The following is a 19,624-nucleotide window of genomic DNA, read 5'->3' as shown; positions in this document are numbered from 1 at the left end:
TTGCATTTTGCAATTCACTTCGCAAGACTTTTGCGAAACATTACACAGAGATACAGATGCAAAATTTGGACTTTTTGACTACAATAAGCCTCTAAATTTTATATTTCTAAATAAGTTTTTATTATGAGCAATCAGCCTTCGAATTCTGCTTTGAATCCAGTTTCAGCACTGTTTAATACCGATGAATTTACCCTCGATCATTTTGTCGGTGGTACGCCATTGGTGCGTTTGAAGCGACTCAATAAAAGTCCTGTGACTGTATTGGCGAAGCTTGAAGGCAACAATCCTGCGGGTTCAGTCAAAGATCGCCCTGCGTACAATATGATCATGCAGGCGGAAAAGCGTGGCGAAATCAAACCAGGTGATACTTTGATCGAAGCGACCAGTGGCAATACAGGCATTGCTTTGGCAATGGTGGCTGCGATGCGTGGCTACAAGATGAAGCTGATCATGCCTGACAATATGAGCCAGGAGCGTAAAGACGCCATGATTGCCTATGGCGCTGAGCTGATTGAAGTGACCAAAGCACAAGGTATGGAAGGTGCACGTGATTTGGCGCTACAAATGCAAGCCGAAGGCAAAGGCATGGTGCTCAATCAATTTGGCAATCCTGATAATGTTGATGCGCACTATCGCACCACAGGCCCAGAGATCTGGAATGCGACGCAAGGCAAAATCACCCATTTTGTCAGCTCAATGGGCACCACTGGTACGATCATGGGTGTGTCGAAATACCTCAAAGAACAAAATCCTGAGATTCAAATTTTCGGTTTGCAACCGTCAGAGGGTTCTTCGATCGCTGGTATTCGTCGTTGGCCTCAGGAGTATTTACCGACGATTTTTGATGCAAGTCGTGTCGATCAAGTGATGGATGTCGATCAAAAAGATGCCGAAGTCACTATGCGCCGTCTAGCACGTGAAGAGGGTATTAGTGCAGGGACATCATCAGGTGGTGCGGTGTGGGCGTCACTACAAATCGCAGAGCAAATTGCCAATGAAAATCCTGAAGCGGTGATCGTATGTATTATCTGTGATCGTGGTGACCGTTACTTATCGACAGGACTATTCTCCCAAAAAGATGACTAATTGATTGAATATTTCTAAAAAGGAAAATCCAAAATGATGTTTGGCAATCCTGTCTTGGTGTTTGATATAGAAACGGTGACAGCGCTCAAAGCAGGTCGCCAACTTTATCAATTGGATTTATCTGATGACGATGCCAACCAAGCCTTAGCTAAGATTCGCCGTCAAGAATCAGGCACGGATTTTCCACGATTGCCACTGCATGAGGTGGTGTGCATTTCGGGTTTATGGATTGATGAGGATAAATTTCAATTGTTTTCTTGGACCCAAGAACAGTACAGCGAAAAAGAAATTTTGCAGAAATTTATCTCGATTTTTAGCAAGAAATCACCTGTTTTGGTCAGTTGGAATGGTGCGCAGTTTGATCTGCCTGTGATCATGTATCGTAGTTTGTATTATGGATTGTCTGCGCCTGAGCTGTTTGAGCAGGGTGATTGGAATAGTCAAAAGCGTCATAATAATTACCAAAATCGCTACCATCCACGGCATACCGACCTGATGGATGTATTGGCGAGTTTTAATGTGCGTTATGTGCAAAAGCTCGACGATGTGGCGCAAATCCTCGGTTACCCTGGTAAGCGTGGCATCTCAGGCTATCATGTGGCGGATTATGTGAAAAATGCACAATGGCTGAATCTGAGTAGTTATTGTGAAGGTGATGTGCTGAATACGTGGTTGGTGTACTTGCGGTGGATGTTACTTCGTGGCTTTATTCAGCAAGATCAACATCGCCAATGGATTGGACATACCATTCAATACTTAAATACGCAGTCGCAACATGCCGAATTTTTGGAAGATTGGCGTAAAAGCTCGCTAAGTAGTGAATTTACAGCGCTGGATTTTGGTTGATTTTTAAAAAGTTATTTATCGATATACATTAATAAGCATTTGTCACCTTTTTTACCTATAAGGCTAATTGGTAAACAGGTATCTCCGCTATCAAATGATAAATGGACTCTTAAACTTTGGTCTTCAAATGTCTGTAACTCTTTAATTAGTTGAGAAATCGTCTTACCTTTATCAACCCATTCAGGCTTTTGATTGTTTGCTTTATTCATTGTTTTAAAACTCCTAAGAAGGTGGAATAGTTATTGGATTTATAACGCTTTCACTCGTTCAACATTTAAATAGTGCTTTCCCCACAACTTTTATATACTGTCATTATTAAGTTTCCAAAATTTTCACCGCACAAAGTCGGTGTATTGAGTATCCATTTTGAAAAAACATTCACGGTCACAGCCACATCAAAAGCCAGTTGATCGCCATTCCCGCCACAAAGTTGCATCATCTCAAACGCTTTCATCTGAGCCGATCACATTTCATGTGACGAGCTTATCGCATGAAGGGCGTGGCGTTGCCATGTATGGTGCAAATGAAAATGACTTCGCTGAAAATGATTTAAATTATAGTGAAAGCACACACGCAGGAAAAAAAGTCTTTATTCGCTACGCACTCGCAGGGGAAACCGTCCAAGCTAAACTTACCAAATCACATAAACGCTTTGACGAAGCGGAAATGGTGGAGTTACTCACTGCACCCTCCAAAGATCGGATTCAACCGAGTTGTAAACATTTTGGGCAATGTGGCGGTTGTGCCTTACAGCAATTAGATGTTGAGGCGCAGTTGCAACATAAGCAGCATGTTTTAGCATCGCATCTGAAACACTTTGCCAATGTTGAGCCTTTAGAATGGCTTGCACCAATTCAAAATCAAAAAGCGGATTATCGTCGTCGTGCACGTTTGGGTGTGCGTTGGCTTGCCAAGTCACAGCAATTGATTATTGGTTTTCGTGAGGTGCAGAGTAATCATTTAACGCCGATTTCAGAATGCACGGTTTTGGATGATCGTGTATCTGCTCATTTAGACACATTACGAAATTGTCTAAGCCAGCTTGATATTCGAGAGAAGATCACGCATTTAGAGTTTGCACTTGGTGATGCAGATATTGCACTGGTGTTGCGTCATACGGTGAGTGTTCCTCAGCAAGATATTGATAAATTGTTAGATTTTGTAAAAACAAGGGCGTGGCAGCTGTATTTATTGCCAGATAGTTACCAAAGCTTAAGGCGCATTGATCAGCCTAATGCTATAATGCGCTTGCAATATGCTTTGCCTGCGTTTGATTTAAAATTGGCATTTTCGCCAATGGATTTTACGCAGGTCAATGCCAATGTAAATCAGCAGATGGTGTCATTGGCATGTCAGTTGCTTAATCTCAAAGTAGGTGAGCGTGTGCTTGATCTGTTTTGTGGTTTGGGTAACTTTAGCTTTGCTTTGGCGCGCTGTGTTGGTGCGACAGGGCAAGTGGTTGCGGTTGAAGGTGTGGATGAGATGGTGCATCGTGGTTTTGAGAATGCCAAACTCAATCAGATCGACAATGTGCAATTTTATCAGCAAGATTTGGCAACAGATTTTTCTGATCAAGCATGGGCGAATCAGGGATTTGATGCGCTACTGATTGATCCGCCAAGAGCAGGCGCATCGCAAGTCATGCAATATGTGGCGAATTTTCGTGCCAAACGTATTGTCTATGTGTCTTGTGATCCTGCGACATTGGCACGAGATACGGCGATGTTGATCGCACAGGGTTACAGGCTTTGTAAAGCAGGTGTGATGGATATGTTTACTCACACCGAGCATGTAGAGTCGATCACGTTATTTGAAAGAACTGATGTTAAAACTGAAATTTAAGCTTTAAATTTGAAATTCGAGCGATTAAATAGACGTTTTAAATCAGAATGAATTGAATAATCTCATCTGAGATTGTGATTAAAAATTTACAAGTTTTTAGAAATTCTGTGTTGTAGTTCAAATTGCCGTATTGAAGTTTATATAAATTGTTTAGATACAATAGATGTTGTGATAAACCGAGTTTGAAAAAACTAGTGTAAAGCAAGATCAACAAGTGATAATGATACGGAGGATGGTATGGTCACAGTACGGGAGGAGCTACCAGGAAGACTCAACGAGCTTTCTGTAGTGACGACTGGGGAGCATGCCGCAGAAACACAAATCGACTTAGTGGCTTGGCTTGAGCGTATCGAACAGCTCAATGGTCAACCACTTGATTGGTTGAAGCAAGCGAGTCATTCAGCACTTGAGTTAGAACTGAATAGCGCAGTAAAGCACCGCACCAATGCCTTTGCGATGGGTGTTGGGATGGCGGATATTTTGGCGCATCTCAATGTCGATGAGCACACATTGGTTGCAGCGATGCTGTATCGTAGTGTGCGTGAAGGTTTTGTCGAACTAAGTACCGTCGAAGAACAATTTAGTGATGACGTTTTACAGCTCGTGCAAGGTGCACTGGCAATGGGGAAACTGTCTGATCTGATTGAGCAAAATGAACATCTCGAAGATCATTTTAATAATAATAAGCGTGAGCATCTGACAGGCATTTATAAGATGCTGATCTCTGTCACTGAAGATGTACGTGTGGTTTTGATTAAGCTTGCAGAACGTACGTATAGCTTACGTCAGTTGAATAATGCTTCAAAAGAACGCCAAGAGCGAGTTGCTCGTGAAGTCTTAACGATCTACTCGCCACTTGCGCACCGTCTTGGGATTGCACAGCTGAAATGGGAATTGGAAGATCTAGCTTTTCGCTATCTTTCACCAGATCGTTATAAAGAAATTGCCTCATTACTCAATGAAAAAAGAACCGAGCGTGAGCAATATATTCAGTCTGTGATTGCGCATTTAAAGCAAGAACTCGAACGGAATGATATTCATGCGGAAATTACTGGACGTGCGAAGCATATCTATTCGATTTACCGCAAGATGCGCAGTAAAAACCTCAGCTTTGATCAGCTGTACGATATTCGTGCGCTCCGTGTTTTGGTGAATAGTGTACCTGAGTGCTATCACGCTTTGGGTATTGTGCATCAAATGTGGCGTCATATTCCGCATCAGTTTGATGATTACATTACCAATCCAAAAGCCAATGGTTATCGCTCATTGCATACTGCGGTGATTGCTGAGAATAAGTCGCTAGAGATTCAAATACGTACCCACGCAATGCACCAAGAAGCAGAGCTTGGTGTATGTTCGCACTTTAATTATAAAGAAGGTGAGAAGCGTACCGATCAACGCTTTAATCATCGTCTGCATTCATTGCGTTCTGTGCTTGAAAACTATCAAGAACGTAAAGAATCACAACCTGAACACCTCAATGATGAGGATGAGCAAGATCAGGAAAATCTTCAAGATTTTGAAGGTTTTGAGAAAATTTATGTATTTAGCCGTGACGGTGATATCAAAGAATTGCCACGTGATTCAACAGTGCTAGATTTTGCCTATCATGTGCATACCGAAGTTGGTAATCGTTGCTATGCTGCTCGTGTGAATCAGCGTTATGTGCCTTTGACCTATGTGCTTAAAACTGGTGAGCAAGTTGAGATTCTCACCAAGAAGGATCGTGAGCCAAATCGAGATTGGCTAGTCAATTCACTCGGCTACATCAAAACAGCACGAGCACGTGACAAGCTTCGTCATTGGTTTAGACAGCAAGATCGTACCAAAAATATCGACGTCGGACGTGAAACCTTACACAAAGAGCTAACACGCCTAGCGATCCACCCAAAAAGTATTGATTTGAATGACTATGTAAATCACTTCAATGTCAAAACGGGTGACGATATTTTAGTGGCGTTGGTGACAGGTGATATTGGTTTGCATTCGTTGATGAATCAAATCAATAAGCAAATGCACCTTGATGCGGAAGAACCTGAGCTCGTACTCAAACCAACACTGAATCCTCGTGCCAGTCATACGCTCTCAGCGCACGGCATTTTGATTGATGGCTTGGATAATGTCGAGCTACATATTGCACGCTGTTGCCAACCTGTACATGGTGAATCCATTGGTGGTTATATCACGTTGAATCGTGGTGTAAGTATCCACAAAATCGCCTGTGCAGACTATCTACGGATGATCGAGAACGAACCTGAGCGTGGTGTAGAAGCGGACTGGGAAATGCAACCGACACGTGGTCAGAGTGTGCAGATCGTGGTGGAAGCATACGATCGACGTGGCTTATTGAAAGATTTGACGCAAGTCATTTTTGCAGATCATGTCAATATCCGTCAGGTGAATACACTTTCAGATAATGACGGCATTGCCAATTTGAAATTACTCATTGAAGTTAAGGGGTTGGCACAACTCTCAAAATTGCTTGCTCGACTGGAGCAACAGCCGGGGATTATTAGTGCAAGGCGTTTGGTGCAAGGTAGTTAAATATTTTAACTGTTTTGGAAAATTTTTATATTGAAAAGGCTTGTAATAACAAGCCTTTCCTTTTGCTTCCCAACTTATCAGGATATGATTTTCTAAGTGAAAGGTAATATTACAGGTCATATCAACTTCATAAGAGTTTGCCGATGTATGTAAAGTTGGTTGCATCCCACTAGCGCCTCCACTAGAAGCACCATAATTAGGTTCAAACATTGGGATTGGTACTGAGATAGGGCGATGAATACGATATTGCATCATAGATTGGTTTTGTTTCCCAATTTTTGTTTTGAAGCATCGAAGCCAAACTGTTTGAAGTTAAGTTCTTGTTTCAACTGATCCTGCGTTTTACCTTTAAATTGGTCGAGATAAGCAACAAAGTCTTGTCTTTTAGTCAACTGGTTGCTATTTACGCAAGCTTGCAAACCTATGGTTCCAATTGCAATGATTAAAATATTTGTTATTTTGAAATGATTAATTAACTTCCCTTGTTGTGATTTGTGTCTCGATTATATCTGCGCTTAATATAATTCTTGAGCACTAAAAAAGCCACAGAATTCAATTTTGTGGCTTTTAACATTTAAGGGCTAATTTGTGCAGATTAACTCATTCAATTACTTCAAAAAATAACTTTATGCAAAAATCAAACGGTGCTTAGCGTGCACGATAAGTAATACGACCTTTAGATAAGTCATACGGTGTCATTTCGACTTTGACATTATCGCCAGTCAATATGCGGATATAATGTTTACGCATTTTACCTGAAATATGAGCGATAACTTCGTGACCGTTTTCTAAACGAACACGGAACATTGTATTTGGAAGCGTTTCGGTGACAACGCCTTCAAACTCAATGAGTTCTTCTTTATTGGCCATGGCCTACCTGATTGATTGGAAAATAGTGGTGCGTAATGTAGCAAAAATCATCCAAAATCTCAAGTGAATCTCAACGTAATTTATTCTAGAGTATTTCAGATATAAGGCACTTAATGATATCGAATGTGATTACAATGCATTTAATTGAAAAATTTATAAATATTTTGCAAAAATAAGACAAGATACATTGTCAGTTTGGTCAATTGGCGCTAATCTTAATGTGTTAAAAAGATAAACACAAAGGATGTATGGCGTGAGTCAATTAACTGATGCGTCGGTGATTTTGCGATTAGGCTACCAAGCAATGCGTCGGGCAGGTTTGCCAACTGAGGAGATTCTTGCCAAAGCAGGAGTTGCACAAGGGCAGATGCAGGCAAATGCCCGAACACCACTGAGTGCACAGCATGCTTTTTGGTCAGCACTAGTACAAGTGACAAGTGATGAAGATGCAGGATTGCATCTTGGTGAGCATTTGCCTTTATATCGTGGGCAAGTGATTGAGCATCTATTTATGAGTAGTGCGAACTTTGGCGAAGGTCTACAGCGAGCTTTGGCTTATCAGCGTCTGATTAGTGATGCGCTGAGTGCCGAGTTGGTGATTAATGAAGCACACTGTTATATCACCAATGGAATGCAAGAGTTTGTCGATTCGATGGTCAATCGTCACTATAGTGAATGTATTTTTTCTGGCGTATTACGTTTTTTCAAGTTTGTGACAGAAGGTCGCTTCACCCCTGCATTTATTGATTTTAACTTTGAAGAAGGTGCCAATGAAGAAGAGTATCTTCGCGTGTATGGTTGCCCAGTCAGTCTAGGACAGCGGGAAACACGGCTTTATTTTGATCATGCTATTTTAGAATTTCCAATGTGGCAGGCTGAGCCTGAACTTCTTCAACTACATGAGCAGTTGGCGGTTGAGAAACTTCAAGAATTAGCACGTTATGACCTCGTTGGTGAGGTGCGTCGTGCTATTGGTTCAACGCTAGAAAGTGGTGAAACCACATTAGAAACTGTGGCGGGTCAGCTCAATATTACACCTCGCCGTTTGCGTACACAGCTGAGTGAGGCCAATACCAGTTTTCAGCAAATTCTTTCAGATTATCGTTGTCGCTTGGCGAAAAAGCTTTTGGCAAGTACCAATGAGAGTGTAGAACGCATTGTCTATTTAACAGGGTTCTCTGAGCCAAGTACATTTTATCGTGCATTTAAGCGTTGGACAGATGAAACGCCTGTGGAGTATCGCAAGCGTAAGCAGTTGATACAGAGTAACTAACGTGAGTTCGATAAATATTTACTTTATCTAATTGAAAATATGAAGTCTTACTCGGAGTCGTACCGTTTATGGGCATGTGGACAGATCAACCTTCGGTTCGACCTACTTTTCTTTCGGGAAAAGTAGGCAAAACCATTTGTCAGTCGCAAACTCGGTCAAATACCGAAACAAAACCACTGCTTTGAAAAACATTAACTTACTAATATCGTCCTGACCTCAAACAGTGCGACTGACGTCCCCACGTAGCATAAAGTTTTTTAGTCCTCTTATGCCGCACTCAAGTTATCTAGACCCTTAATTTTTAGATTTCAAGTAAATCAGAACTAGTCAGGTAAGTTGAGCCACAATGGTCCAACTGCTGTTTTGGGTAGCTGAAACTGCTCTGGATAATACGCATTAATAAAATACAAACCGTGTGCAGGTGCAGTGATACCTGCAGCTTTTCGATCTTCTGCAGCGAACATATCATCAATATGATCCACATCATAAAACCCTTGCCCGACTTCGAGCAAGCAACCGACGATATTACGCACCATATGGTGTAGGAATCCATCCGCCTGAATATCAAGCACTAAATAAGCACCGTGTTGAAATAGGCGACAATGTTTTACATGGCGAACAGGCTGATTGGATTGACAGGCCGCTGCACGAAAAGTTTCAAAATTATGCGTACCTTCGAATTTGAGTGCGGCACGTTGCATTTTTTCCACGTCCAATGCGTAGTGTGCATGCGTGACTTGTCCCCAAAGTAGCGCAGGGCGACGAGGTGCATTATAGATAACATAACGATAGCGCCGTGCGCAGGCTTTGAATCGAGCATGGAAATCTTCGCCCATCGGTTGAATCCATTGCAAAGCGATGTCTTTTGGAAGCTGTGAATTTGCGCCCATGATCCAACCACGCTCAGGACGGATTGCATTGGTATCAAAGTGTGCAATCATATTGGTAGCATGCACACCTGCATCGGTGCGTCCTGCGCCGTGAACGATGATGGGCTCATCGGCGATTTTACTTAAGACGGTTTCGATGGTTTCTTGAATGCTACGTACACCAGCTTGCTGAGTTTGCCAACCCTTAAAGCGTGTACCACAAAATTCAATACCAAGTGCAAAGCGTTGCATAACTGACAGATTACCAAAACGATTTAATAGACGAGTTAAAACAATTAAAAACTTAAAAATTAGCTTATAGCTTTATTGCGCCAATAGCTTTGCCAATCCTGTTGGTCGGCATATTGCAAGTACAACAGCATTGAGCGTGCATAAAGGTCTGCCTGACTATAATGTGGCTCAATGATGACACCAAGCTCAGATAACCACGAAGACACAGCGTAGCCATTGGAAAGTTCGCCGAATAATACCTGACTGCTTATGATCACCCAACAGTTTTTTGCAATCAAGTTTTGCAGTGCGGATTTCAATGACGCTGAATAAGCTAAATTGCCTGCACCAAATGTTTGTAATATGAGTATCTGGGGGGGATTTTGATGAAGTACATTTAGTTGAGATGCAATCTGATCAGGTGGTGATGGTGTGCAATACAAATTGGTGAGGCGAATATCCTTAACTTGTAAAATCCAATGTTCAATCTGATGAAAATCTAAATTTTGAACCGCGCTTTGCCATGCTCTTGGTAAAGAATTACTTTGAAAAGCCTCAAGTTCAGTGGTATGCGTTTTAATGCTTTGATTGGCATGATGAAGCTTGCCTGCAAATGCGATATAACAACCTTGAGTAATGTCTTTAATTTGCGCAACGCTAAATTGATAGTTCGCCCACGCATCACTGTTGGCGTGTAAGTGCTCACCATTCGAATCTAATAGTGGCAATTGACTGCCAGTCACAATAATATGCAGTCGATCAGTGAATAGATGTGATAAAAAAGCTGAAGCATAGTGCAGGGTATCTGTGCCATGAATAATAATAAAATGTTGAAATTGGTTCGATAATTCGAAAATTTGCTGTGCAAGTGCAAGCCAGTCTATCGTAGACAGTTCGCTACTATCTTTAATACTTGGTGCTTCAAAAAAATGCAGATGATGTTCTTGTGAGTCGTTCAATGGGTGTTGAACACTGTGCTGTTGTAGTTTTTCTAAAAATACTTTTGCAGGCATAGGGTAGAGAGGTGTTCCGATACTGCCAAAAGTACCGCCCATATAGATCACTGCAATATGTGTTGAAGCCATGCGCAAAAAAATAAGCAACTCGGAAGTTGCTTATTGTAGCTTTAAAATCTGTTCTTAAATAAAAATTAAGCGATTTTCTGCAAAAGTTGTTGCACTTTCTCAGCTTGATCGACGCTTAGTTGTGTTTGATCTACGGTTAATAGTTGCTTTGCTGCTGTAATTTCACCGAGACGAATATATTGCTCTGCCAACTCGATGTCTAGCGCTGTTGGATTGACTTGGGCGAGCGCAGGGAATGCTTGCGTGATTGGATCATCAGCTTCGGCAAAAGTTGTTTCTGCATCAAACGGATTTGCTTCGGACTCAAAGCCAATATCAGCGGTCTGATCAAAGTTTGTTGTCACTTCAAATGATGTTGATTCGCTTTGTTCAGTCGTTTCGTTAAGATTGAAGTCTATATTTGTTGTTGTAGGTTGCTCAGTAGATGGTTGATCAAGATTAAAATCAAAAGATGGCGTACTTTCTGTTTTGGGTGCAGAAGCATCCTGATCTAGATTGAAAACTAAACTTTGGCTATCATCATTTGGCTTTGATTCAGTAATGGATTGATCAAAGTTGAGTGACGTATCTGCTTGTTCAACTTTTGGGCTATCAACATTGAAGCTAAGGTCGTCAAAACTTGAAGCGCTTGTGGGATTGTTGAACGTTAATGGCTCGTTTGTTGAAGATGTAGCATTTGCGTTGTGATGAGTATTGAGAACATCAAAATCTGGAGTTTCTGCCACATTGGTTGAAGGTGTGTATTCAATAACATCGGCTTTTCTAGGATCTCGCGCTGCTAAAGCAGCTTTTTCTTCTAGATATGACTCTTTGCGACTAAAAAGATCTTGATAAACCTCATTTAATCTTTGATTTTGCACAGTGTTGAGCAACTGATTCATGGCGAATTCATCATGTTGCAAAACATAGATATTCATCAACTTTGAATATAAAACATGATGAGAGGCATCTTGATTCAATGTTTGGTTGATCATGCCTTCTGCTTTTGCAAACTGACGATCAGCAATCATGACATCAATTTTTGCGGTTAGAGTATCAATGTCAATTTGAGGACGTTTTGCTTCTTTCTTCGCTTTTACTTGAACTTTCTTTTCGGGCTTTGCTTCAACTGTAGCCGTTTTTTTGCTCGTTTTCGTAGCGCTTGCTTTGGTGGTTTTCTTTTGCTGTGGCTCTTCTTCCGCTTTTTTCTGACGAATACGAACCAAGATCGCTACGATCAGCATTACCCCGCAGATCACTAAAATTGCAGTAGACATAATTAGACTAACCCCTGTTGCATAACGATTTTATATTGATGAATATTTGATAAGGTTTGGTATTGCAAGCTTTCCGGTGCTATCGCTTTGGACGTAGTAGATGAAGTGACATTCGGCTTCACTTTTTCAACGGTTTTCGACTCTGTTGCTTGGCGCTTTTTAAGTTGTTGTTCCAACTCTGCCAAACGTGCATTAATCAGCGAAATACGATTTTCTTTTGCTACGAGTTCACGATCTAGTTTGCGGACATTATTTTGCAATCCAAGCGCACTTTCACGTTGTTGTTTCACTCGAACGGTTAACTCATTGGCAACTTTTTTGTCGCTTCCTTTCGCTTTGGTGCCTTGCGTTGAGCCCTTACTATCGCCAGCGACGATACTCATATGTGCTTGAGATTGTTTCTCTGCTGCTGTTGGCGCTTTTTGTGGCGCAGGGGATTTCATTGCTTTAGGCTTTTCAACTTGTGCAGTAGCTTGTGGCTTTGCTGTCGGTACTTGATATTGATAATTCAAGCTTAAAATAGCACCTTGCTTGAGTTGATTGGCATTACCGTTGATAAACGCATGCTTATTATTTTCTTGAATTTGCTTCATGACCTGTGAGATCGGAATATTTTCTTGCTTGGAAATTTGATTCGCAATACCCCATAGTGACTCATTGGCTTGGACTTGATGCTTTTCTTTTGAATTCGCGGTTGTCGAAGTGCTTTGATTTTGTACGTTTTTAGCGGTTGTGGTTTTTGTCTTTGCTTTTTCGGCGATGGGTTTCGGTTCGCTAGGTTGAGCTGTTGGCTTGCTTGATGCAGTAACTTTTGCAGCAGGTTGTGCGACTGGGGTTGCAATTTTTGCAACTTTAACTGGCTCAGCTTTTGTTGCAGGTTGACTTGAATCTCGGCGTGTGACGTTGATATTTAATTCGCCTTTTGGAGATGGAACCGTTGCATTCGTGGTGCTTTTATCTTTACGTACTGGTTGAGGTGTCGATTGTGTGGCAGTTGTATTGGATGTAGTCGCTTTAGTCGAGACTGTCGGTTGACGATACACTTGTTGCGCTGGAGCGCTCACAAGACTTGGCGTAGATGCGACTGTGCTATTTTTACTTGGCTCAGGAGTGTTTGATTTTTTCTGCATCATTGGCGGTGCAGCACTTGCAATTCTGAGTTGGTTTTCTTCGGGTAAGTTTGATACTTCAGGCAGACTCAGCTTTAAATCTTGATCATTGGTGACATAACGAGGCTTGAGTACAGTGTCATTTAAGCTATTTTTTAAGCGATCAATACGGCTTGGCAAGCTACCACGTACTTGTTGAATGCGTGTTTGACCTGCATCGTCGATTTTCAGTGTAAGGTCGATGATGTCACTATTAATAGCACGGCTCGATGTAATTACGATTACGCCGTTGCCATCCGCATTTTGACGAACGTAGAAGTTGTAATGAGCGTATTTTGCCTCATCTAATACAGCAACTTCACCCGACTCAAAAGGCTGTGCAATAGATACATTAATTGATTTTTTGCTTTGTGCCTGACGAAAGGGAATCTCTGCGTACAATGGCTCACCACGAGATGAATCAATATTGACAGGGTCTAAGGTGAGGGCATGGCTGATAACAGGCGTCAGAATCGTTAGCCCTAAGCCTAATTGAAAAAAAGCTACCCCAAATTTGTGTTGCAATCCCATGATCGTTCCATCTTGCTTATTTTTTACTGTACCACTTTGGAGGTGATGTCATTCACATCCTTTAACAACTGTTCAATCTAACAATGTCACGTATAAATGTGCGCTTGTAGGCATTAATATGTTGTAAAAAACCGTAGAGCAAATGAATTCACTCTACGGTATAACTTACAATGCTTCGTTGCGTTTAAGCAAGTCGATTTAATCTTTTATTTCAGTTTAAGATTTGTAGTCGATCAAGATGCGAAGCATACGGCGTAATGGTTCAGCCGCACCCCAAAGGAGTTGATCGCCCACAGTGAATGCACCTAGGTACTCTTTCCCCATATTGAGCTTGCGCAAACGACCCACTGGAATAGATAACGTACCAGTCACAGCCACTGGAGTGAGATCAGTCATAGATGCTTCACGTGTATTTGGCACGACTTTCGCCCATTGGTTAGATTGAGCGATCATGTCTTCAATCTCATTCAAAGGCACATCTTGACGAAGTTTGATGGTCAACGCCTGTGAGTGACAACGCATTGCACCGATACGTACACAGTGCCCGTCAATTGGGACGATTTGCGTATTGCCTAAGATTTTGTTGGTTTCGACCTGACCTTTCCATTCTTCTTTAGACTGACCGCTTTCAAGCTGTTTGTCGATATATGGAATCAATGATCCTGCGAGTGGCACGCCAAAGTTCGCTTTCGGGAAGCTATCGCCACGTTGAAGTGAGGCGATTTCACGGTCAATATCCAAGATTGCAGATTTTGGATCATCCAATAAGTCTTTGGTATTGTTGTAGAGATAGCCCATACCAGTGATCAGCTCACGCATATTTTGCGCACCTGCACCTGATGCAGCTTGATAAGTCATCGCAGTCATCCATTCCACGAAGTTGTTTTGGAACAGAGAACCTAGACCCATCAACATCAAAGATACGGTACAGTTACCACCTGCAAAGGTTTTGACACCATTTGCCAAACCATTTTTAATGACATTAGCATTGACAGGATCGAGTACGATGATCGCTTCATCCACCATACGCAGTGTACTTGCAGCATCAATCCAGTAGCCATTCCAACCTTCTTTGCGAAGCTGTGGATAGACCGCAGATGTGTAGTCACCACCTTGACAAGTGAGGATCACGTCCATCTGCTTCAAGCGACTAATATCGTTGGCATCCATCAAAGCAGGGGCTGTCTTTCCACCTAATGTAGGTGCTTCACCACCTGCATTACTGGTCGAAAAATAAAATGGCTCAAAATTCGCAAAATCATTTTCTTCAACCATACGTTGCATCAGAACAGAACCAACCATTCCACGCCAGCCAACCAAACCTACTTTCATGTCATCTTGCCTCAGGTTTTTTAATTAAAAGTAATTAGGACTAAAGGGACTAAAGTGTAGCAAATGCGATGGGTTCTGCACAGCATTTATCATACGAAGTGGTAACAATTCTATAAGCTTGCGGGCAATAAAATGCAATCCAAACTCTGATGATCTATTCAGCTTTTTAAAAGCTGATAAATAACAAAAAATTTCTGCACCGTTTGCCATCATTGGTTAATATCAGTGCATTAAAGTAAGCTTGACCAACAAAACGAATAAAAAGTTTGGGGATTTACAGCATGTTGTTGTTTGTGATTTTGGCAATATTGGTGATTTGGCTGACCATTTCGTCACGGATTCCACGTGATGAATGGTGGTTTCGTATCGCTGATTTTCCACGATTACAAATTTTATTTGTCGGGATTTTAACATTGGCAGGGCTGATTTGGTGGCCTGAAGCGTGGACGATTTGGCGTGAAATTTTACTCATTGCCTTGATGGTCGCAATCGCATATCAGCTGAAAATGATCTTGCCTTATACGTTTATATGGAAAGATCAAGTCAAGTTGGTGCGCCAAGAAGACATCAATCCTGACAATCAAATCTCCATGATCGTGTCCAATGTACTGACACCAAATCGTCAATATCAAAAACTGATTGATCTGGTCGATGAGTTGCAACCTGATTTGTTACTTACTCTCGAAACCGATCAATCTTGGCAAAATGCCTTGAATGTCATCGAAAAAGATTATCCCTATCGTGTCGCTGTGCCCTTAGACAATCTCTACGGGATGCACCTGTATAGCAAGCTTGCACTCAAAGATGCCGAGGTGAAATATTTACTCAGTGATAAAATCCCATCAATTCATGCTTCGGTGATCTTACGCTCAGGCAATGAAGTCGATTTGTATTGTTTGCACCCACAGCCACCAAGTCCGACGGAAGCTGCGGAGTCTACTTTGCGAGATGCGGAACTACTCATGGTTGGTGATGCAATCAAAGATATAGATCAAAGTTGTATCGTTATGGGTGATCTCAACGATGTGGCTTGGTCGAAGACCACACGCCTTTTTCAGCGCATCAGTGGTTTGCTTGACCCACGTGTTGGGCGCAAATTTATCAATACTTTTCATGCGGACTATCCATGCTTCCGTTGGTCATTGGATCATATCTTCCACAGCATTGACTTCGCATTGGTAAAAATGGAACGGCTACCACATATCGGTTCGGATCATTTCCCTGTGTATACCGTACTACAAACAGATCGTATGTATGAGCACATCCATGAGGAGATCGAAGAGGAAGAGGGTGACCAAGAAGAAGCCGATGAAAAAATCCAAGAAGGTATTGAAAAATCTCGGACTGAGAACCTAAAAACTGATATTCCAAACGGTCAAGTACAAGCGCCATAAAGGGTGATATGTACTGTTGTAAAAATACTGTAAGAAATGGCTTACAAAAGCTGTTGTGATTTGCGACTTTCGGTGAAAGTGTGTTTTTCTTAAGATAACTACATCAGCGCAGGATCGGGCTTGGAAGCCCACACAATGGATAGACTTTAGCTGAATGGAACATCATCATGGAAAAGATGTGGTAAGGAAGACCTAATAAAAACAAAAATCGTCGCACAACCGCATATTGCCCGAATTGGACAGGGAGTTCAATTCGGGTTTATGTTTTTTTTTTGATGTTGTCATTTCATTATTTTAAGTTGATTTCATCAGTTTCAATAATTTTTATTGAGTATCGTTTGTTAGTTATCATCATTGAATCAATGCTTTGTTGCTTTATTTTTTACTATATTCTCTCAATGTTCAAATAAAATAGTTCAAATCTAAAAAAGCTTAGTCCAACACCGTTGAACTAAGCTAGATTGACTGATCGAATTTGATCGATGCTGTTATTTCAAGAGGATTGCAATATCAATCACACTGCTGTCACCACCAATCATGGATGCCTCTGCATTAGGCGTGCCATCAACATTCACAGCAGGACGCATTCGAGGTGTGGTGAGACTTGTATCAGGATTGATATCTACACGATATAGCATTGAACCGCCACTTGTTGATGGTACGGTGGCAAAGGCAAAGCCATTATCACCACCTGCGATATCAAATCCATTATCCATGCCAAGTGAATTTGCGATTGTGCCGATAGAGATGAGCGTGCCATCATTTGGCGGTAATTGTTGTACGAGCAAATTGTTAGCTTGATCGATATCAAATAACGCTGTGCCTAAGTCTTCAATCGCCGTTTTGAAGCTGTTGGTATAAGCTGCGCCTGTAACTACAGCACCTTCGATACCATTGATTTCACCGTCTAAAATAGTTTCACCCGTATCGACATTAATTCTTAAGTTTTGCCCTGTATTGCTAATGACACGTAGGCGGTCAGCGGCAGGGTTGAAGTCAACTACAAATTGCTCGCCCTCCATTTCTTCAAAAGCACTGTCAGCTGCTGGTGTAAGTGTGCTGACCATGGTGCTGACACCCGTTGCTGGGTCGATGGTGTAGAGATTAGATTGATTGGTCAAACCATATAGCATGCCTGAGTTGTCTGTCATCGTGCGAAGACGGTAATCAATACCAACTAAGCGCTCATCTGTGGCTAATCCTGTGACCATGATTTCAGTGGTTTCACTCGGTGTCATCAATGAGAAGCTGAGCATCTTGTTGTCAGTCGTCAGACCCAATGCCATTGCCGAAGAGTCTTCAGCGGGCTTTAAGGTAATGCCACGAATATTTTTGTCATTATAACTCGATGCCAAATTTAACGAGCTCACCACAGCATCAGCTCCAGTGGTAACATTTGCAAGGTTTAAAGTGTGCATTATATATTGACCAGATGACTTCAACGCAATATAAGCTTCATTGTTGATGCCATCAATGTCAAAGCCAATCGAGCCTGCAATATCGACACCAGTCACCAATGCGGTAGACATACCTAAAGTCCCTGCATTGGCATTCTGTAAATAAATGCGGTCGCTATTTTGATCAAGGCTATATAGTTTGGTTGAGCCTGTTCCTGCAAAGGCATTGGTATATGCACCAGCGATGACAGATGGATCGCCACCATCCATATTGATCATGCCATCAGTGATGGTTGCACCCGTATCGACATTGATTCGCAAATTTTGTCCTGTTTCGGTCATCACTCGAAGTCGATCTGCAACTGGATTGAAATTGACGGTGATCAGATCAGCATCACCCATAATGGACTCAAATGGATCATTACCATCAGTAGTGTCGTTTGGATCTGCTGTCAATGCTGCAACAAAAGTTGCCTCGCCCGTATCAGGGTCGACGGTATAAATATTACCTAACATCCCAACTGCGTAGAGCATGCCATTACTCGGGCGATAATCGATACCCACCAACTCATCGCCAGATTGCAATCCTGATACGCTTCGGTTGGACACAACTTCATCTGGAGCATTTTTGTTGATTGAACTAATCATGCCATCACTGGTTAGAATGATGGTGTCTCCTGATGTTGAGGAAAAATTATTGTCTGAATCGTCATCATTACAGCCAGCTAAACCGATACTCCCAATGGCACATAATGCTAAAACTAAATTGCGCTTTTTCATATTGTCACTCCTGACATTGTTTTGTTCATTAAAGACTTGTTTATTCAGTTGATTTTATAGCTTCCATTTTTTGATTTGCTTAAACCAAAATCGGTATTGCTGTGATTGACTCTGTAAAAATTGAAAGCACGAAACTACATCGTTGCTTTGATTTATAAACGTCATTACTGCACCAAAAACTTGGCGAAAACATAAAGAATACACATCTGATTTATGCAAAAAGATATGATCAAAATAAAAGCGAAGTTTATTTTTTATTAAGCTATCGTTTTGCATTATGAATGTATAGTTGAGCTTAATAGTGCGAGTGTGGTGGGTAAGTGTAAACGTTGTAATTCTTCACTTAGACTTCACATGTTGTATGATTAAGGTGCAGTTATCTCTAAAAGAACACTCAGTCTGAATTGGACAGGGAGTTCAATTCGGGTTTATATTTTTATCTGTGTAATAAAGTCCTAGTTTGATTCACTGTTTTGCGTTATCTTTTTGAGAAATGGCGTTGCAAATGGTAGTCTAGGTATGAACGAGTATTTGGGCTTTCTTGCTTCTTCTTTTTGATTAAAAGAAAGATATCTATTGAATTCTGAATTCAAAAAGTCCCTGATTAAATTCATTTTTCGATCTATGCGGAGTTTTTGTTTAGCACTTTCTTCAAGGTTGTTAAATTCCGAATCGGACACATCTCTCGCTAATAAACTAATTTTTGATAAATTTAACTCTTGTTGCTGAATTTCAGTCAAATGTCTAACCATTTTATATAAAAAAGCTAAACACATTGAAGCGAATGTAATTACAAGAATTGTCAAGGGTATACGTTGAATCAGGATAATCCATACCTCTTCAAAGTTATTAATCGTTTTTACTGAGGTGAAATCTTGTAATGTGTGCCAAGATAGATGGACTATAAAGGCTAAAATGATAAGTGGTATAAAAGCTAAAAAAGCATAACTCCATTTGGTTTTATTGGCTCTTGAAATAAAACCTTGTAATGTATCAGGAAGAGACTGTAAATAAAACTGTGTAAACGCTTAAACTATCCCTCAACGTTGTTGGGGGTAACACAGGTGTTTACCATGAAAGATGAAGCAATGTTGGCATTAGCTAAAGAATTTGCCAAAAACCTAAAAACAGAAGCTGACC

At 41.3% G+C, this 19,624-nt stretch carries 14 protein-coding genes; 6 read left to right on the top strand and 8 right to left on the bottom strand.

What is annotated here, in order from left to right:
- Nucleotides 1-123: 123 nt before the first annotated feature.
- Nucleotides 124-1,086, top strand: a complete 963-nt coding sequence (gene cysM / locus ACE3PQ_RS10060) for a cysteine synthase CysM (RefSeq protein WP_374297460.1) — start codon at nt 124-126, stop codon at nt 1,084-1,086.
- Between the two features lie 36 nt (nt 1,087-1,122).
- The gene (locus ACE3PQ_RS10055; RefSeq protein ID WP_374297491.1) at nt 1,123-1,932 is read left to right on the top strand and encodes a 3'-5' exonuclease; all 810 of its coding nucleotides are present in this window, start codon (nt 1,123-1,125) and stop codon (nt 1,930-1,932) included.
- Between the two features lie 11 nt (nt 1,933-1,943).
- Here the strand turns inward: ACE3PQ_RS10055 and ACE3PQ_RS10050 are convergent, their stop codons facing one another.
- Entirely contained in the window at nt 1,944-2,141 is a 198-nt protein-coding gene (locus tag ACE3PQ_RS10050) for a hypothetical protein (protein WP_298892902.1), read from the bottom strand.
- A 157-nt stretch (nt 2,142-2,298) separates the two neighbouring features.
- Here ACE3PQ_RS10050 and rlmD point away from each other — a divergent pair, with 157 nt between their 5' ends.
- On the top strand, nt 2,299-3,774 hold the full coding sequence (gene rlmD / locus ACE3PQ_RS10045) for a 23S rRNA (uracil(1939)-C(5))-methyltransferase RlmD (RefSeq protein WP_374297459.1): 1,476 nt from the start codon (nt 2,299-2,301) through the stop codon (nt 3,772-3,774).
- 237 nt (nt 3,775-4,011) lie between these two features.
- Nucleotides 4,012-6,318 (top strand): bifunctional (p)ppGpp synthetase/guanosine-3',5'-bis(diphosphate) 3'-pyrophosphohydrolase, encoded by a 2,307-nt coding sequence (locus ACE3PQ_RS10040; protein WP_374297457.1) that lies wholly within the window; start codon nt 4,012-4,014, stop codon nt 6,316-6,318.
- A 648-nt stretch (nt 6,319-6,966) separates the two neighbouring features.
- On the opposite strand, the gene infA is transcribed toward ACE3PQ_RS10040, so the two are convergent.
- The gene (gene infA / locus ACE3PQ_RS10035; protein WP_004920223.1) at nt 6,967-7,188 is read right to left on the bottom strand and encodes a translation initiation factor IF-1; all 222 of its coding nucleotides are present in this window, start codon (nt 7,186-7,188) and stop codon (nt 6,967-6,969) included.
- A 253-nt stretch (nt 7,189-7,441) separates the two neighbouring features.
- Here infA and ACE3PQ_RS10030 point away from each other — a divergent pair, with 253 nt between their 5' ends.
- Complete coding sequence (locus tag ACE3PQ_RS10030; RefSeq protein ID WP_374297455.1) at nt 7,442-8,461, top strand: AraC family transcriptional regulator; 1,020 nt, start codon at nt 7,442-7,444, stop codon at nt 8,459-8,461.
- 323 nt (nt 8,462-8,784) lie between these two features.
- Here ACE3PQ_RS10030 and truA read toward each other — a convergent pair whose 3' ends face one another.
- From truA to asd, 5 genes are all read right to left on the bottom strand, one after another.
- The gene (gene truA / locus ACE3PQ_RS10025; RefSeq protein WP_374297453.1) at nt 8,785-9,582 is read right to left on the bottom strand and encodes a tRNA pseudouridine(38-40) synthase TruA; all 798 of its coding nucleotides are present in this window, start codon (nt 9,580-9,582) and stop codon (nt 8,785-8,787) included.
- Between the two features lie 59 nt (nt 9,583-9,641).
- A complete protein-coding gene (locus ACE3PQ_RS10020; protein WP_374297450.1) occupies nt 9,642-10,664 on the bottom strand; it encodes an asparaginase domain-containing protein in 1,023 nt (340 codons plus the stop codon).
- Nucleotides 10,665-10,711: 47 nt separating this feature from the next.
- The gene (locus ACE3PQ_RS10015; RefSeq protein WP_374297448.1) at nt 10,712-11,902 is read right to left on the bottom strand and encodes a hypothetical protein; all 1,191 of its coding nucleotides are present in this window, start codon (nt 11,900-11,902) and stop codon (nt 10,712-10,714) included.
- Nucleotides 11,903-11,904: 2 nt separating this feature from the next.
- Nucleotides 11,905-13,581 carry a FimV/HubP family polar landmark protein gene (locus ACE3PQ_RS10010; protein ID WP_374297446.1) on the bottom strand — a complete coding sequence of 559 codons (1,677 nt, stop codon included), beginning with the start codon at nt 13,579-13,581 and terminating at the stop codon, nt 11,905-11,907.
- A gap of 216 nt (nt 13,582-13,797) precedes the next feature.
- The gene (asd, locus tag ACE3PQ_RS10005) at nt 13,798-14,913 is read right to left on the bottom strand and encodes an aspartate-semialdehyde dehydrogenase (protein ID WP_374297444.1); all 1,116 of its coding nucleotides are present in this window, start codon (nt 14,911-14,913) and stop codon (nt 13,798-13,800) included.
- Nucleotides 14,914-15,194: 281 nt separating this feature from the next.
- Between asd and ACE3PQ_RS10000 the strand changes: the two genes are divergently transcribed.
- Complete coding sequence (locus ACE3PQ_RS10000; RefSeq protein ID WP_374297442.1) at nt 15,195-16,307, top strand: endonuclease/exonuclease/phosphatase family protein; 1,113 nt, start codon at nt 15,195-15,197, stop codon at nt 16,305-16,307.
- A 488-nt stretch (nt 16,308-16,795) separates the two neighbouring features.
- Here the strand turns inward: ACE3PQ_RS10000 and ACE3PQ_RS09995 are convergent, their stop codons facing one another.
- Nucleotides 16,796-18,484: a DUF4394 domain-containing protein gene (locus ACE3PQ_RS09995; RefSeq protein ID WP_374297440.1), complete on the bottom strand. Its 1,689-nt coding sequence runs from the start codon at nt 18,482-18,484 to the stop codon at nt 16,796-16,798.
- Between the last annotated feature and the right edge of the window lie 1,140 nt (nt 18,485-19,624).

Source organism: Acinetobacter sp. (genome assembly GCF_041911495.1).
Taxonomy (GTDB): Bacteria; Pseudomonadota; Gammaproteobacteria; order Pseudomonadales; family Moraxellaceae; genus Acinetobacter.
The sequence above is the reverse complement of the archived record's forward strand: the minus strand, read 5'-3'. Positions and strand labels throughout refer to the sequence as shown.

Excerpts from the sequence above, each read along its gene's own strand:
- cysM (WP_374297460.1), top strand. The coding sequence starts at position 124 with ATGAGCAATCAGCCTTCGAATTCTGCTTTGAATCCAGTTTCAGCACTG.
- ACE3PQ_RS10055 (WP_374297491.1), top strand. The coding sequence starts at position 1,123 with ATGTTTGGCAATCCTGTCTTGGTGTTTGATATAGAAACGGTGACAGCG.
- ACE3PQ_RS10050 (WP_298892902.1), bottom strand. The coding sequence starts at position 2,141 with ATGAATAAAGCAAACAATCAAAAGCCTGAATGGGTTGATAAAGGTAAG.
- ACE3PQ_RS10040 (WP_374297457.1), top strand. The coding sequence starts at position 4,012 with ATGGTCACAGTACGGGAGGAGCTACCAGGAAGACTCAACGAGCTTTCT.
- infA (WP_004920223.1), bottom strand. The coding sequence starts at position 7,188 with ATGGCCAATAAAGAAGAACTCATTGAGTTTGAAGGCGTTGTCACCGAA.
- truA (WP_374297453.1), bottom strand. The coding sequence starts at position 9,582 with ATGCAACGCTTTGCACTTGGTATTGAATTTTGTGGTACACGCTTTAAG.
- ACE3PQ_RS10015 (WP_374297448.1), bottom strand. The coding sequence starts at position 11,902 with ATGTCTACTGCAATTTTAGTGATCTGCGGGGTAATGCTGATCGTAGCG.
- ACE3PQ_RS10010 (WP_374297446.1), bottom strand. The coding sequence starts at position 13,581 with ATGGGATTGCAACACAAATTTGGGGTAGCTTTTTTTCAATTAGGCTTA.
- asd (WP_374297444.1), bottom strand. The coding sequence starts at position 14,913 with ATGAAAGTAGGTTTGGTTGGCTGGCGTGGAATGGTTGGTTCTGTTCTG.
- ACE3PQ_RS10000 (WP_374297442.1), top strand. The coding sequence starts at position 15,195 with ATGTTGTTGTTTGTGATTTTGGCAATATTGGTGATTTGGCTGACCATT.
- ACE3PQ_RS09995 (WP_374297440.1), bottom strand. The coding sequence starts at position 18,484 with ATGAAAAAGCGCAATTTAGTTTTAGCATTATGTGCCATTGGGAGTATC.